This is a genomic window from Duganella sp. FT27W (genome assembly GCF_009295655.1).
Taxonomy (GTDB): Bacteria; Pseudomonadota; Gammaproteobacteria; order Burkholderiales; family Burkholderiaceae_D; genus Rugamonas; species Rugamonas zoogloeoides.
This window is the reverse complement of sequence record NZ_WHIV01000001.1, coordinates 645426-661102: the sequence shown is the minus strand read 5'-3', so window position 1 is coordinate 661102 and position 15677 is coordinate 645426. Positions and strand designations below refer to the sequence as shown.

Genomic DNA, 15677 nt, shown 5'->3' with positions numbered 1-15677 from the left:
AACGGTCCTGGGCGCGCATCATGGCTCCATCAGCTTGGGCAACACTTGCAGCACCACTGCGATGATCACGCCCTGCAGCGTGGCGTAGTGCCACACCAGCGCGCAGTTATCGAGCGTGGCGCGGTTGACGGTGGACAGCCGGCCGGTCCATGACCTTGCGATCAGATACACGGCAAGGATGGTGAGCACCACCGCGTGCAGGCCCTGGTACGACAGCATGGCGGCAATCGTCGCCGCCCAGGCGTTGGCGGTTGGATCGAGACCGGCCAGGAACTGGCTGCGCAAGTCGCCGGCAAAAGCGCCCAGCACGCAGGCCAGCGCCACCAGCACGGTCAGCCGGTGCATGCCCGATTTGCCGTCGCTGCGACGGGTCCATTCGATCAGCGCCGAACCGATGATCAACAGGCTGCACGAGAGCAGCGGCCAGATCGCGTCCGGCACGCGGCTGCCCGGCGGCGGGCACACGTCGAGCCGCATGGTGGTGTGGATGTGGGCGAACAGGAACGACGCGAAGATGGTGCCATCGACCACCAGCATGATCATCGTGCCCCACCACGAGTGCGACGCCGGCCCGCTGGCGCCCACCGGCAGCGTCACCGTGTCGCTCACCTTGGCGGTGCGCTGCATCGGCAGGCGGTCCGACTGCCACATCCAGATCACCATCGCCGCCACGGCCACCACGCCACAGGTGGCCGAGACCAGCGTCCACTGGATGGTGAGCAGCAGGAAGAAGCCGGCCGTGCCCACGGCAGCGATCAGCGGCCACCAGCTGTCGGTGGGCAGCACTTGCAGGTACAGCGGGCGGGCGCTGATCGGGCTGGTGATGATGGTCTCGCGGCGGCCGGAGACGGTGCCGGGCAGCCAGTGCCGGCCCGCCGGCACTTCGGTCATCAGCTCGGGACGGTCCCACAGCGGCTCGTGCGAGCGCACATCCGGGATGCTGCGGGTGGCATAGTCTTCGTTCGGTATCCACTCCAGGGTGGCGGCGTTCCACGGATTGCCTGCATCGCCCTTGGGCAGACGCAGCGTGCGCACCGCATCGACGATGAACAGCAGCACACCGAGCGCCAGGATCAGCGCGCCGATCGACGACGCCAGGTTGTAGCCATCCCACCCCATCTCCGTACCGTACGTGTACACGCGGCGCGGCATACCGAGCAGGCCGGCGATATGCATCGGGAAGAAAGCGAGATTCATCCCCACGAACATCATGCCGAACACCCAGCGTCCGACTTTTTCGGACAGCTTGTTCCCATTAATGAGCGGCATCCAGTAATACATGGCCGCGAACATCGGGAACACCAGCCCGCCGATCAGCACATAGTGCAGGTGGGCGACGATGAAATACGTGTCGTGCGCCTGCCAGTCGAACGGCAGCAGCGCCACCATCACGCCGGTCAAACCGCCCAGCACGAAGATGAACATAAAGCCGAGCAGGAACAGCGTGGGTGCGACCATGCGCATCTGGCCGCGCCACATGGTGGCCAGCCACGCGAACACCTGCACCCCGGTCGGTATCGCCACGGCCATGCTGGCCGCAGATACCAGGCTGGTTTCCAGCACGCCCAGGCCAGCCGTGAACATATGGTGCGCCCACAAGGCAAAGCTGAAGAAGCCCACGATCACCAGCGCGGCGACAATCGACCTGTGGCCGACCAGAGGCGTGCCGGCCAGCGCCGGGATCATGGTCGAGACCATGCCGGCCGCCGGCAGGAAGATGATGTACACCTCGGGGTGGCCGAAGAACCAGAACAGGTGCTGCCACAGCACCGGATCGCCGCCGCGCGCGGGAATGAAGAACGGCCAGTCGAACGCGCGCTCCATCTCCAGCAAGGTGGTGCCTGCGATCACGGCCGGGAAGGCAAACACGATCATCACGCCTACCACCAGCATGGCCCACGCATAGACTGGCATGCGCGCGAGCGTCATGCCCGGCGCGCGGGTAAACAGGATGCCGACGATCAGTTCGATGGCGCCGGCAATCGCGGAGATTTCGATAAAGCCGATCCCCAGCAGCCAGAAGTCGGCGTTCAGGCCCGGCGAATACTCCTTGCTGGTGAGCGGCGGGTACATGAACCAGCCGCCATCGGGCGCCAGGCCCACGAACAGGCTGGTGAAAAATCCGAGGCCGCCCACGGCGTAGGCCCAGAAGGCGTAAGCGGACAGGCGCGGGAACGGCAGATCGCGCGCGCCCAGCATGCCGGGCAGCAGGTACACGGCAATCGCCTCCACCACGGGGATCGCAAACAGGAACATCATCACCGTGCCGTGCATGCTGAACACCTGGTTGTAGGTGGCCGGCGTAAGCAGGCCGGCGTCGGGCACGGCCAGCTGGGCGCGGATCATCAGGCCCAGGATGCCGGCCAGCACGAAGAACAGCAGCGCCGTGCCGATGTACAGCAGGCCGATATTGGTGTTGTTGACGGTGGTGAGAAACGCCAGGCCGCGCGGCGTGCGCCAGACGCGTTCGAGCTTTTCCACCTCGTCCGGCGGTCGTGGCAGGGAGCTGGGTAGCTCGTTCATGGTATCGCTTGCTGCGGTCATTTCAAACTTTCCAGGTAAGCGGCCAGCGCGGTGAGTGTGGCGGGGTCCATCTCGGTACTGGCAGGCATGCGCACGCCGGGCTTGGCCACGTGCGGATTGGCGATCCAGGCGGCCAGGTTGGCGCGGTTGTTCGGCTGGGCGCCGGCGCCCAGGTACAGGCGGCTGCCGAAGTGTGTAAGGTCGGGCGCATTGATCTGCGCCGCCTGCACCGTGGGTGCGGCCGCTGCCGGGTCATCGACACCGCGCACCGTGTGGCAGGCGCTGCACCTTTGCTCGACAAAGGCGCGGCGGCCGCGTTCCACTTCGGCGCTGGCGGCTGTCGCTGCGGGCTGTGCCTGCGCTGCCAGCCACGCCTGGAACTCTTCGGGCGGCTGCGCCACGATGTGCAGCGCCATGCGCGCGTGCTGCTCGCCGCAGTACTCGGCGCACTGGGCGCGATAGACGCCGGCGCGGTCGGCTTGCAAGGTCATGCCGTGCACCCGGCCGGGTATCATGTCGACCTTGCCGGCCAGCGACGGCGCCCAGAAGCTGTGAATCACATCCGCGCTGGAGAGGCCCAGGTACACGGGCTGGCCCACCGGCAGGCGGATCTCGTTGGCCAGCACGATGTCCTCGCGCCCGTCGGGGTGGCTGTAGCGGATCTCCCACCACCACATATGGCCGATGACGGCGATCTTGACCGCATGCTGCGACGACGGCTGGCTCAGTTGAACGGTGCGCCAGGTGCCGAACACCAGCAGCGCCGACAGCAGCACCAGCGGCAGCAGTACGCCGCCACCGAGCAGCCAGTACATCGGGCGGATTTTCTCGCCGCGCCGCAGGCTCAGGGCGCACAGCACCATCACGCCGACAAACAGCAAGGTGCCACCGATGAACAGGATCCAGCTCAGTTGCGTGATGATGGCGGCATCGGGACCGGCCGGGTGCAGCACCGACTGTTGCGCGATATTGCTCATCGCAGCTCCGTCAGGTAGGCGGCCATGTGGCGCGCATCGTCGGGCGAGACGCCCATGGCCGGCATGGTGGTGCCGGGTTTCATGGCGGCCGGATCGACGATCCAGCGCGCCAGCGCCTCGGGCGCATTGGGGACGTGGCCGGCGATATAGCTGCGGCGCCCGTACCCGTCAAGCGCGGGCCCGATCACGCCGCGCGCGGCCGGCACCTCGGGAATCGCGTGGCACGAGCCACAGTGGTATTGCGCCAGCAGCAGCTTGCCGCGCGCGGGATCGCCGCTGGCCGGTGCGAGCGGCGCTTTGTCACCATTGTCGCAGCCGGCCAGCAAGGCGGCGCACAACAGCGGCAGGGAATAAACAGGCATGCGCACGATAGCAATCCGGTGTTAGTCATTTGAATAGATATAATACAAGAAACATATTAATTTCATAATGGCAACAGAACGAGCACTTGCAAGCCGCTTGCCTGGCCTCCCACCTGGAAAAATCGATGATCAACACCCGCCGCCGCCTCGTTATCACCACTGTTGTCGCCACGTTGGCGGCAGTTGGCGTCGTGGGCGGGATCGTCGGCCTGGCGGTGCTGTATGGCGGTTTTTACAATATCGGCGCCACCAAGTCGCATTTCCCGCAGGTACACCGGATACTCGAACGCGGCTTGCTCGAGTCGGTCAGCTTCCATGCGCGCGACGTGCAGGTGCCGAAAGAGATCACGCTGGAAGCGGACACCCCACCCGGCGCGCCGTCGGCTGCCTACCGCGCCAAGCCCCAGGTGGTGCGCGGCGCCGGCCTGTATCGCGACAACTGCGTGGTATGCCATGGTGCGCCGGGCGTGGCACAGGGGGATATCGGCAAGAGCATGCAGCCGGTACCCGGGCCGTTGTCGGACGCGGCGCGCCGCTGGCGCCCGAATGAGCTGTACTGGATCACGCGCCACGGCATCAAGATGAGCGGCATGCCGGCCTGGCAGTACCACCTGGCGGAAGAAGATATCTGGGCGGTGGTGGGCTTCCTGGTCGCCCTGCCCTCGATGACGCCGCAGGACTACGCGGGCATCACCGCGCAGTCAGGGCCGCAACCGCGCGCGCCACGGCCGTCGTTCGCCCGGGCCGACGTGGAGCGCGGTCGCCTGGCGCTCACCCAGTACGCGTGCCATGCCTGCCACATGGTGCCGGGCGTGACCGGGTCCGACACCTCGGTCGGTCCGGCGCTGTCCGATCTGAAATCACGCAAGTTCATCGCCGACGATTTACCGAACGATGCAGCCAACCTGGCGCGCTTCATCCGCGATCCGCAAGCTACCAACCCGCACAGCGCCATGCCGGCCATGGGCGTGACCGAATCGGACGCGCGTGACATGGCGGCCTATTTGCTGGCGCAGTAACTCTACACGGCCAGGTGGCGTTTGACCTCCGGGGCGCCCATCTGCGCCTGCACGCCGGACGCCACCACCTCGCCGCGCGACAGCACCATGAACTGGTCGGCCAGTTCGTGGGCGAAGTCGAAGTATTGCTCGCACAGCAGGATCGCCATGTCGCCGCGCTCGCGCAGCAGCCGGATCACGTTGCCGATGTCCTTGATGATCGACGGCTGGATGCCTTCGGTCGGTTCATCGAGAATGATCAGTTTTGGTTCGGCCAGCAAGGCACGCGCGATCGCCAGTTGCTGCTGCTGGCCGCCCGATAAATCGCCGCCGCGCCGGTGCAGCATCGATTTCAATACCGGGAACAACTCATACACCTCGCCCTTGATGGTGCTGGCCTTTTTGCCGCTGTGGGTGGCAAGGCCCATCAGCAGGTTTTCTTCCACCGTCAGCCGCGCGAAAATTTCGCGCCCCTGCGGCACGTAGGCGATGCCGGCCCGCGCACGCTGGTGCGGCGCCAGGCGGGTGATGTCGCGCCCTTCCAGCCTGACCGTGCCGCTCGATGCGGGCAGCACGCCCATCAGGCATTTCAGTAACGTGGTCTTGCCCACGCCGTTGCGGCCCAGCAGCGCCATGCACTTGCCCCGCTCAAGTTCGAGCGACACGCCCCGCAACGTGTGCGCGGCGCCGTAGTACTGGTTGATATTTTCCACTTGCAGCATCGTTATTCCCTTCAGCGTCCGAGATAGACTTCGATCACACGTTCATCGGACTGCACTTGCGCCATCGTGCCCTGCGCCAGTACCGAGCCTTCGTGCAGCACCGTCACCACGCCCTGCTGGGCGATCTCGGTGACGAAACCCATGTCGTGTTCGACCACCATGATCGAGTGCTTACCGCGCAACTCATTGAGCAGTTCGGCCGTGCGCGCGGTTTCGGCGTCGGACATGCCGGCCACCGGTTCGTCGAGCAGGATCAGTTGCGGCTCCTGCATCAAGAGCATGCCGATTTCGAGCCACTGCTTCTGGCCGTGCGACAGCAGGCCGGCCATGCGCGTTTCGCTGCCGTTCAGGCGGATCAGGCGCAGGATCTCGTCGATCTTGCCCTTCTGCTCCGAGCTCAAGCGGGCGAACAGCGTGGCGCGCACGCGCTTGTCGGCCTTCATCGCCAGCTCCAGGTTTTCGAACACCGTGTGGTGCTCGAACACCGTGGGCCGCTGGAACTTGCGGCCAATGCCGGCGTGGGCGATCTGGTGTTCGGCCATTTTCGACAAGTCCATGGTCTGGCCGAAAAATGCAGTGCCGGTCGTGGGCCGGGTTTTGCCGGTGATGACGTCCATCATCGTGGTCTTGCCAGCGCCATTGGGGCCGATAATGCAGCGCAGTTCACCCACCGAGATATCGAGCGACAGTTTATTCAGGGCGCGGAAGCCGTCGAACATCACCGTGATCTCTTCCAGGTACAGGATGGCGCCGTGACTGGTGTCCACGCCGGTGCCGGCCACGCGACCGTACGACGGGCCCTGCGCGCCGATCACGTCCGGGCCGTTATTGTGTGCGTTGGCTATCATGCTTGCTCCTTGCGCCAGCGCGCGGTCAGTCCCGCCAGTCCTTGCGGCAGGTAGATGGTCACCAGGATGAAGATCAGGCCCAGGGCGAACAGCCACAGGTCCGGGAAGGCGCCGGTGAACCAGCTTTTCAGGCCGTTGACCGAGAACGCACCGACGATGGGTCCGAGCAGCGTGCCGCGGCCACCGACGGCGGCCCAGATCACCATTTCGATCGAATTGGCCGGCGACATTTCGGACGGGTTGATGATGCCCACCTGCGGCACGTACAGCGCGCCGGCAATCCCGCACAGCACCGCCGACAGCGTCCACACGAACAGCTTGAACCACAGCGGGTTGTAACCGATGAACATCAGGCGCGATTCCGAATCGCGCACGCCCTGCAGCACCCGGCCCAGGCGCGACTTGACGATGGCGCGGCACAGCAGCAAGGCAGCCAGCAGCGCTGCCAGCGTCACCAGGTACAGCGTTGCCTTGGTACCGGGCGCGCTGATCGAGTAACCGAGGATGCGCTTGAAGTCCGTAAAGCCGTTGTTGCCGCCAAAGCCGGTATTATTGCGGAAGAACAGCAGCATGAAGGCATACGTCATGGCCTGCGTGATGATGGAGAAGTACACGCCCTTGATGCGCGAGCGGAAGGCGAAGTAGCCGAACACGAAGGCCAGCACGCCGGGCACCAGGACCACCAGCGCCAGGCAGTACCAGAAGCTGTCGGTACCGGCCCAGAACCACGGGTAGGTTTTCCAGTCGAGGAAGACCATGAAGTCCGGCATGTCGCTGGCGTAGCTGCCTTCGCGGCCGATGGCGCGCATCAGGTACATACCGTGGGCATAGGCGCCCAGTGCGAAGAACACGCCGTGGCCCAGCGACAGGATGCCGGCATAACCCCACACCATGTCCAGCGCCAGCGCGGCCAGCGCGTAGCACATGAATTTGCCGATCAGGCTCACCATGTAGCTCGGCACGTGCAGCGCGTGGCCGTCGGCAAACAAGAGATTCAACAACGGCAGCGCCGCCAGCACCACGCAGCACACGACGATGCCGGTCCACGCCTGCTTGGAAAAAAGAGATTGGGTTGTCATTCTACGCTCCTGCCTTTCAGGGCAAACAGGCCTTGCGGGCGTTTCTGGATAAAGACGATGATGAAGACCAGGATGCCGATCTTGGCCAGCACGGCGCCGGCAAACGGTTCGAGGAATTTATTGGCTTCACCGAGGCCGAAGGCGGCGATGATGGTGCCAGCCAGCTGGCCCACGCCGCCCAGCACCACGACCATGAACGAATCGACGATGTACGCCTGTCCCAGGTCGGGTCCCACGTTACCGAGCTGCGACAGCGCCACACCACCCAGGCCGGCGATGCCGGAGCCTAGGCCGAACGTCATCATGTCGATCTTGGCGGTGGACACGCCCACGCAGCCGGCCATGCGACGGTTCTGCATGACGGCGCGCACGAACAGGCCGAGACGCGTCTTGTTCAGGATCAGCCACACGCCAGCGACGACCACCAGCGAGAACACGATGATGACGATGCGGTTATAGGCCAGCACCAGGTTGCCCAGCACCGTCACGCCGCCCGTCATCCAGGCGGGATTGGCCACTTCCACGTTCTGCGCGCCGAAGATGGTGCGCACGGTCTGCATCAGGATCAGGCTGATGCCCCAGGTAGCCAGCAGGGTTTCCAGCGGCCGGCCATACAGCCAGCGAATCACGGTGCGCTCCATCGCCACGCCCACGGCTGCCGTCACCAGGAAGGCGGCCGGCAACGCGGCAAATAAATAGGCGTCCACCGCCGACGGGAAGTAGTGGCGGAACGCCACCTGGCACATATAGGTGGTGTAGGCGCCGATCATCAGCAACTCGCCGTGCGCCATGTTGATGATGCCCATCAGGCCGAAAGTGATGGCCAGGCCGAGGGCGGCCAGCAGCAGCACGCTGCCCAGCGAAATGCCGTAAAAGACATTGCCGAGGAACTCGGTGCGGGCCAGCCGGCTGTCGATCGCTGCCAGGGTTTTGGCGGCGGCCACGCGCACGGCTTCGTCGGGCTCCACCGGGGTGCCGTCGTCATGCTTGTCCTGCATCGCTTGCAGGGCCGGGCGCAGGCTGGCGTTGCTGCTGCCGGCCAGCGCTTCCACCGCCGCCTTGCGGCGCGCTGCGTCCGGCGACTGCAGGTTGGCGGTGGCGGCGACCAGTTGCAGCTGTTCGCGAATCTGGGGGTCCTGTTCGGCGGCCAGCGCCTTGTCGATCAGCGGCGCCTGGGCGAAAGTCACGCTTTTTTGCAGCTCGCCCACGGCGGCTGCGCGTTCGGCGCGGTCCTTCGAGAACAGTTTAAGCGCCGACAGCGCCTCTTCGACGGCGCCGCGCAGGCGGTTATTGAGCATCACGCCGTCCAGGCCTTCGGGCATGGGGCCGGTTTTGTCTGTGACCGGGTCGTAGGCCTGGTCGTCGGTGACGATCAGCAGGCGGCCGTCCGGGGCTCTGTAGAGCGCGTCGTTATTCAACGCGGTAAGCAGGCGGGTGGCGTCGTCGTTGGCCAGGGCGCCGATTTTTGCAATGGCCTCAAGCTTGGGATCGAAGTCGTCGCCGGCCAGGGGGGCCAGCAATGGCTGGGGGATGGCTGCGTGGGCGAGCGCTGTGCAGCACAGGCAGGCCATTAATAAGAGTTTTTTCATGTGGTAGTCCCGGTGGTGCTTGCTGAAACCCGCACTGCGATGGGCATGGGGGCGGCACCTTGCGGGGTCCGCCCCCGGTGCTCGGGGTGGCCTTGCGGCGCAATCAGTCTTTACAGTTTTTGCTTGGCCTCGTTACCCTTGATGTAAGGACTCCACGGCTGCGCGCGCACCGGGCCCGGGGTTTTCCAGACCACGTTGAACTGGCCGTCACCGCGAATCTCGCCGATGAATACCGGCTTGTGCAGGTGGTGGTTGGTCGGGTCCATGGTCAGGGTCATGCCCGAAGGCGCCTTGAAGGTCTGGCCGGCCATCGCGGCGATCACCTTGTCGGTATCGGTCGATTTGGCTTTTTCTACCGCCTGGGCCCACATGTGGATGCCGACGTAGGTTGCTTCCATCGGGTCGTTGGTGACCACGGTTTTCGCGTTCGGCAGCTTCTTGGCGACGGCGTAGGCTTTCCACTTCTTGATGAAATCCGCGTTGACCGGGTTCTTGATCGACTCGAAGTAATTCCAGGCCGCCAGGTGGCCGACCAGCGGCTTGGTATCGACGCCGCGCAGTTCTTCCTCGCCTACCGAGAACGCCACCACCGGCACATCGGTCGCCTTGATGCCGGCGTTGCCCAGCTCCTTGTAGAACGGCACGTTGGAATCGCCGTTGATGGTGGAGATCACCGCCGTCTTGCCGCCGGCCGAGAATTTCTTGATGTTGGCGACGATGGTTTGATAGTCGGAGTGGCCGAACGGGGTGTATACCTCGTCGATGTCGCTGTCTTTGACGCCCTTGGATTTCAGGTAGGCGCGCAGGATTTTATTGGTCGTGCGCGGATAGACGTAATCGGTGCCCAGCAGGACAAAACGCTTGGCGCTGCCGCCCTCCTTGCCCATCAGGTAGGCCACGGCGGGAATCGCCTGCTGGTTTGGCGCCGCGCCGGTGTAGAACACGTTCTTTTCCAGTTCCTCGCCCTCGTACTGCACCGGGTAGAACAGCAGGCTGTTGAGCTCCTTGAACACCGGCAGCACCGACTTGCGCGACACCGACGTCCAGCAGCCGAAGACGGCAGCGACCTTGTCCTGTGCGATCAGGCCGCGCGCCTTTTCGGCAAACAGCGGCCAGTTCGAGGCAGGATCGACGACGACGGCTTCGAGCTTCTTGCCCATTACGCCGCCCTTGGCGTTGATCTCGTCGATGGTCATCAGGGCCACGTCCTTGAGCGACGTTTCCGAGATGGCCATGGTGCCGGACAGCGAGTGCAGGATGCCGATCTTGATGGTGTCTGCGGCCTGGGCCAGGCCTGGCAGCAGGCTGCCGGCGGCCACCAGCGAGGTGGCGGCGGCGATGCGGGTCATGGTGCCGATGAAGTTGCGGCGATTACGAATTGGGTTTTTCATGGTCGGGCTCCGGAGATGGTGGGATTAGTATTGGAGTTGCAGGGTTACGGCAAACTTGTCGGTGTCGCCGGCGCGGGTGATCTTGGTCTTCGAGTACACGGCGCTTACTTGCGCGTTGTAGCCATCGATGATGTAGTTCACGCCTGCATCGACCTGCTTGGTATCGATGTTGGTGTCGGCGCTGAACTTCTGGTAGCGGGCGAACGGTTGCAGCTTGCCCCAGCCGGCCTTCTGTTCGAAGATGTACGAGGCGCCGGCCGAATAAGCCTTGCCCTGCTCCGCCAGCACGATGTTGTCGGTGTCGTAGTCGTAGTACGCGGCTTCGATGGCGACCGCGCCCGAGCCCTTGAAGCGTTTCTCCATCAGGAAGTCGACGTTGTACGAGCTGTATTTGCCGGTGCGCGCCACGGTCAGGATGCCGTCTTTCTGGTAGCGACCTGCCACGCCGATCGACAGGATGTCCGCATTGCCCAGGTAGTTGCCGGTGCCGTAGTAGCCGGGTTCCGCGTCCCAGAAATCGTATTGCAGGCGGCCGGCATACATCAGCGCGTCGTCGGCTTTCACGCCGGCCGCATTGGCCTGCGACTGGGTGAGCGTGCCGATGCCCAGGGTGTGGCCTTCGAAGGCGCCGAACGAGTAACCGAGCTTGCCGTCGGCCACATTGCCCCACACGACCACGCCGTCGTCGCGGCCACGGAAAATGCCGCCGTTGTAGCCGTAACGCGAGGCCACGCCGGCCCAGTAGCCGCCGCCCAGCGAGTAGTACGGACCGGCCATGTTGGCGCGGTCGGACGGCGACAGCAGGCGGCCGGCCCAGATATTGAATTCCGGTGATATGGCGAACTGGCCGGCGGCATCGAGCACCCGGATCTTGTCGCCGTCCCACTCGGTGTTGAACATGCCCTTGATGTTCTTGTTGAGCGTAGCGCCGAAGTACAGGCGGCCGCTGTCCAGGTTGAAATCACTGGAGCGCTTGCCGCCGCCCGGTGCGCCATCCTCGGCACTGGTATAGCTTTCGCGCAGGCCGAAGCCCACGGAGACCGATTTTTCGTCGTCGATCTTGATGGTGGCGCCGGCGTGGGCATGGCCCACGGCGCAGGCGCCGGCCGCCAGCGCGGCGGCTGCCAACAAATTTCTACCGCTGCTGCGGCTGTTCTTCGCTACACGACCCATTCCATTCCCCTTGTTTTGGCTCATCTTGAACTTGGTTAGTCAAAGGGTTTGCGCCTTTGACATGTTGCAAGATTAGCCAGCGGGGTCTGGTCGGGGAATACGTCAATTAACGTAGTGGTGGTGATACAACCTCGCCGCCGCGCGCCTCTGGGTGGCGCAGTGCGGCGGCAGCGCGCTCCAGCGCCAGGTCGCGCCCAGCGCGCACGTCGGCAACCGTCTGCGGCACCTCGACATCGGGCGCAATGCCCTGGCCGACGAACGTGGAGCCGTCGGCATAGACGTCGCGCTTGACGCAGATGCGCGCCCAGCCGCCGCCGGGCAGGTAGAAGCCCAGCGGCTGGCCGGTGCTGCCGCCGGTGGTTTCGCCCACGACGATGCCGCGTTTCATGATTCTGAACATGGCGGTGAAATCCTCGGCGGCTGACAGCGTGCGCACGCTGGTGAGCACCGCCACGGGACCGTCGAACACCTGTTTTCGCGCATGCTTGTACTCGAAGCCGCTGCGGCTCCAGTCGATGACCGGGCTACCCTGAGCGCGCGAGAAGACGTTGTCGATGCGGGTCATGCTGTCCATGAACCTGATCGGCGCGCGGGTGAGGTGCGCAAGTACCTGCAAGCCATAGCTGCCATTGCCGCCGCCGTTGCGGCGCACATCGATGACCAGTCCTTTGGCCGCCAGGATCTGCGGCAGCGCCGCCTCGAACGCCTTGACCGCGCTGTCGTCGCCGAACTGGTCGAGCGCAATATAGGCGATGCCGCCGTCCAGCAGCGTGAAGCCGGCGGCAGGTGGGGCGCTGCCGGGGCCGGAGCGGGCCACCGTTTCGGTCCGCTCGGCGCCGTCCGGCGCACGCAGTCCGACCACCACCGGCCGCGAGGCGTCGCCGGCGAACAGCTGGTCGTTGAACGTGCGTGCGTCGCGGTCGCGCTGGGTGTTGGCGCTGACCAGGGAGGCGATGCGCTCGCGCCCGTACTGGCGCACCGGCACGCCGTCGATGGACACGACTTCGTCGCCGCGCCGGATGCGCGCTGCCACGTCTGCTTCTCCCACGTGCAGCACGAGGACCTTGTCCTCGATCAGCGCCGTGCTGACCGGCGCCGTTGCATAAAACACCTGCGCCAGCTGTTGCGGCGCGATGATGTTGGTGTGGGCATCGTGCAGCAGCGGCGCCAGCGTCATCATCACGCGATAGTAATCCTCGGTGGTCGGCGCGGCGATCACCTTGGCCAGGTAGTCCATGTACACCTGGTCCCACTGCAACTGCGGTACATGGTCGAAATAGACGAAATTACGCCGGGCCTCGGCCCAGAACAGCGACAGGCCGGCCACCTTTTCTTCGGTGGTGAGTACCGGCTTCCAGGGCGTGGCGATAGCCGGCGTATTGTAGAGCCGTTCGGGCAGCATCATGGTCGCCTGCAGCGCCCGGAAACGCGGCTCGTCGCGCAGCGCCGGCAAACCCTCGTGCGCCAGTGCGCGATCGAAGGACGGGTTCCACGCCAGGTTGGCCAGCCGTTCCAGCGCCACCAGCGCTGCCTGCTTGTTACCCAGCTTTGCATGGGCGAACGCCTGCGAATACTCGAGATTGACCTGTTCGGCGATCAGCGATTTGGCGCCAAACGCCTGTTCCCTCGCCGCCGGCGTGGCCAGGTAATCGAGCGCCTGCTGGTACAGCGCCACCGCCCGTTGCACGTCCGCCGGCTGCGCCTCCGGACCGGACAGCGGTTCCGCCTCTGCCCGCAGCGCTTTGGCGTACTGGAGACTGCTGCTGGCGTTGGCATCGGTTGGCGGGAGGACGGCGGCGTGGCCGAGCGAGGTGACAACAGCCAGGGCGATGGCAATAACAGTACGCTGCATGAAGAGGGTCCGGTAATAAGGTGGCGGATGTTGCCATAAAAGCATAGCCACCGCAATCAAGGAGGTGGCAGCTGCGGTCGTGGCATGTCAAAATACCGCCTTCACTCTGAAGGAACCGCCATGACCGTATTTGCCTCCTCTGTTTTCGACGCCACCGTGATCTACGAAGGCAATGAGCTGTTCAAGGGCCAGGGCGCCGCGCGCGGCTGGGCCGAAAAGCTGGCCAGGGAGCTCGAATGCGCGATCGACGTGGAAAAGATCGGCACCGGCTGGGCGCTGGTGGGCACCGTGGATGGTGAGCCGCGCAAGTGGGGTATTGTCGGCCAACGTTTAAAAACTCTAGACTAAGGTCGGTGCGTTCGCGCACAACGCGTGGCCAGCGCCGGGAGTAGCATCGTCAGATACTGCTCAACGAAGGACAGCGATGAAGCGCGACGACTTACCTGAAGTACCGGGCGGCGTGGCCGATGCGCCGGCTGCCGCCAAATCGGCCGGCCTGCGCTACGTGCACGACGACCAGCCCGGCATCACCCGCAAGCAGCGCGGCAAAAATTTTCACTACGTCGATGCCGACGGCGCCGCCGTCAAGGACGAGGACACACTCGCGCGCATCAAGTCGCTGGTGATTCCTCCCGCCTACCAGGACGTCTGGATCTGCAAGCACGTCAACGGTCACCTGCAGGCGACAGGGCGCGACGCGCGCGGACGCAAGCAGTACCGCTACCACCCCAAGTGGCGCTCGGTGCGCGACGAATCGAAGTACGAGCGCATGCTCAGCTTCGGCAAGGCGCTGCCGAAGATCCGCCGCGCCGTCGATGAATCGCTCAAGCTGCCCGGCCTGCCGCGCGAAAAGGTCCTGGCCACCATCGTCTATTTGCTGGAGGCGACCATGATGCGGATCGGGAACGAGGAGTACGCGCGCGAAAACAAGTCGTTCGGGCTGACCACGCTGCGCGAACGCCACGTGCGGCTCGACGGCAGCAAGGTGGAATTCCGCTTCCGTGGCAAGAGCGGCGTCAATCACGCAGTGCAGGTACAGGACCGGCGCCTGGCCAACATCATCCGCCGCACGCTCGACCTGCCGGGGCAGGACCTGTTCCAGTACGTCGATGACGACGGCAATGCGCACACGGTCGGCTCGGCCGACGTGAACGAGTACCTGCAAGGCATTGCCGGCGAGGATTACACCGCCAAGGATTTCCGCACCTGGTCCGGCACCGTGCTGGCGGCAGTGGCCCTGCTCGAGTACGAAAAATTCGACTCCGAGGTGCAGGCCAAGAAGAACGTGGTGGCCGCGATCGAATCGGTGGCGAAAAAACTCGGCAATACGCCGACCATCTGCCGCAAGTGCTATGTGCACCCGGCCGTGATCGAAACCTACCTGAGCGGCGCCATGAAAACCGCGCTGCGCAAACGCGCGCAGCAGCAGTTGCAGGACGACGTGCACGCGCTGCGGCCCGAAGAAGCGGCCGTGCTGGCGCTGTTGCAGCGGCGTTTGCAGCCCTAGCGCGTCTGATGCGTGATTGCGTCAGGCTGCGCGCGGATCGCATAGCCCGCGAACGGGTGGCACACGAACCGGCCATCCGCGAATAGCGCAGCCCGCGAGCCGGCGGCCCGAGACCAGACGGCCCGCGATCGGGCGGCACGCGTTCGGGTTAAAATCGGCTTTTAACCACCTGTGCGCCGCCGACGACGATGTCACCCGCCCTGCCCTTCCCGATCCGCAAGGAATGCCCGCCCGGCGCATGCGAGTGCCGCCAGGGCGAGTTGCTGGACGCCTGGGAGCGCGACCCGGCCACCGACATCCGCATCCTGCGCCTGACGCGCGAAGAAGAAAAAGCGCTGGTCGCGCGCATCGAGGCGATCGACAACTACGAGGCGCTGGGCCGCATCGAGCAGCGCCTGTACGACCAATTGGGCATCCGCCTTACGATTACCCCCAGCGCCAACGGCGTGCGCACTGTGAGGGGCCTGACCATCAAGCTGGCCGACCAGCAGGGCCTGTGCCGCCGCACGCGCGAGATACTGCCCGCGGCGGTACGACGCTGCCTGGCCGAGCACCCTGACATTGTCTATGCACTACTCGATGCCCGCGATTTGCTGGGAAATCGACAGGATTAGTTTTGGCGTTATCTAAAGTGTATGATGTCCTCAGTGCAATCC

General features: G+C 64.8%; 14 protein-coding genes. 4 read left to right on the top strand and 10 right to left on the bottom strand.

Going from position 1 to position 15677, the window contains the following annotated elements; translation table 11 throughout:
* Positions 1-18 precede the first annotated feature (18 nt).
* Genes F8197_RS02815 through F8197_RS02805 form a run of 3 tightly spaced genes read right to left on the bottom strand, consistent with a single transcriptional unit; the run spans position 19 to position 3862 of the window.
* Positions 19-2523, bottom strand: a complete 2505-nt coding sequence (locus F8197_RS02815) for a cbb3-type cytochrome c oxidase subunit I (RefSeq protein WP_227012030.1) — start codon at positions 2521-2523, stop codon at positions 19-21.
* Positions 2524-2540: 17 nt separating this feature from the next.
* Positions 2541-3500, bottom strand: coding sequence for a cytochrome c oxidase subunit II (coxB, locus tag F8197_RS02810; RefSeq protein ID WP_152879785.1), 960 nt, complete (start codon positions 3498-3500; stop codon positions 2541-2543).
* Positions 3497-3862 (bottom strand): cytochrome c family protein, encoded by a 366-nt coding sequence (locus F8197_RS02805; RefSeq protein ID WP_056147657.1) that lies wholly within the window; start codon positions 3860-3862, stop codon positions 3497-3499. Before F8197_RS02805 ends, coxB begins: the two co-directional genes overlap by 4 nt.
* 125 nt (positions 3863-3987) lie before the next feature.
* Here F8197_RS02805 and F8197_RS02800 point away from each other — a divergent pair, with 125 nt between their 5' ends.
* Positions 3988-4881 carry a c-type cytochrome gene (locus tag F8197_RS02800; protein WP_152879783.1) on the top strand — a complete coding sequence of 298 codons (894 nt, stop codon included), beginning with the start codon at positions 3988-3990 and terminating at the stop codon, positions 4879-4881.
* Positions 4882-4883: 2 nt separating this feature from the next.
* On the opposite strand, the gene urtE is transcribed toward F8197_RS02800, so the two are convergent.
* The 7 genes from urtE to F8197_RS02765 all read right to left on the bottom strand — a co-directional run bounded on the left by urtE (position 4884) and on the right by F8197_RS02765 (position 13514).
* Positions 4884-5582 (bottom strand): urea ABC transporter ATP-binding subunit UrtE, encoded by a 699-nt coding sequence (gene urtE, locus F8197_RS02795; protein ID WP_152879781.1) that lies wholly within the window; start codon positions 5580-5582, stop codon positions 4884-4886.
* A gap of 11 nt (positions 5583-5593) precedes the next feature.
* Entirely contained in the window at positions 5594-6430 is an 837-nt protein-coding gene (gene urtD, locus F8197_RS02790; protein WP_152879780.1) for an urea ABC transporter ATP-binding protein UrtD, read from the bottom strand.
* Entirely contained in the window at positions 6427-7509 is a 1083-nt protein-coding gene (gene urtC, locus F8197_RS02785; protein ID WP_152879778.1) for an urea ABC transporter permease subunit UrtC, read from the bottom strand. The genes urtD and urtC overlap by 4 nt, the downstream gene beginning before the upstream one ends.
* Positions 7506-9098: an urea ABC transporter permease subunit UrtB gene (gene urtB, locus F8197_RS02780; protein ID WP_152879776.1), complete on the bottom strand. Its 1593-nt coding sequence runs from the start codon at positions 9096-9098 to the stop codon at positions 7506-7508. Before urtB ends, urtC begins: the two co-directional genes overlap by 4 nt.
* Positions 9099-9208: 110 nt before the next feature.
* A complete protein-coding gene (urtA, locus tag F8197_RS02775) occupies positions 9209-10447 on the bottom strand; it encodes an urea ABC transporter substrate-binding protein (RefSeq protein ID WP_026636895.1) in 1239 nt (412 codons plus the stop codon).
* Positions 10448-10513: 66 nt separating this feature from the next.
* Complete coding sequence (locus F8197_RS02770) at positions 10514-11662, bottom strand: porin (protein WP_227012029.1); 1149 nt, start codon at positions 11660-11662, stop codon at positions 10514-10516.
* Between the two features lie 106 nt (positions 11663-11768).
* Entirely contained in the window at positions 11769-13514 is a 1746-nt protein-coding gene (locus tag F8197_RS02765; RefSeq protein WP_152879774.1) for a S41 family peptidase, read from the bottom strand.
* Between the two features lie 120 nt (positions 13515-13634).
* Between F8197_RS02765 and F8197_RS02760 the strand changes: the two genes are divergently transcribed.
* The 3 genes from F8197_RS02760 to F8197_RS02750 all read left to right on the top strand — a co-directional run bounded on the left by F8197_RS02760 (position 13635) and on the right by F8197_RS02750 (position 15635).
* Positions 13635-13862: a hypothetical protein gene (locus F8197_RS02760; protein WP_152879772.1), complete on the top strand. Its 228-nt coding sequence runs from the start codon at positions 13635-13637 to the stop codon at positions 13860-13862.
* A 76-nt stretch (positions 13863-13938) separates the two neighbouring features.
* On the top strand, positions 13939-15021 hold the full coding sequence (locus F8197_RS02755; protein ID WP_152879770.1) for a DNA topoisomerase IB: 1083 nt from the start codon (positions 13939-13941) through the stop codon (positions 15019-15021).
* Between the two features lie 188 nt (positions 15022-15209).
* A complete protein-coding gene (locus F8197_RS02750; protein WP_152879768.1) occupies positions 15210-15635 on the top strand; it encodes a hypothetical protein in 426 nt (141 codons plus the stop codon).
* The last annotated feature ends 42 nt before the right edge of the window (positions 15636-15677 follow it).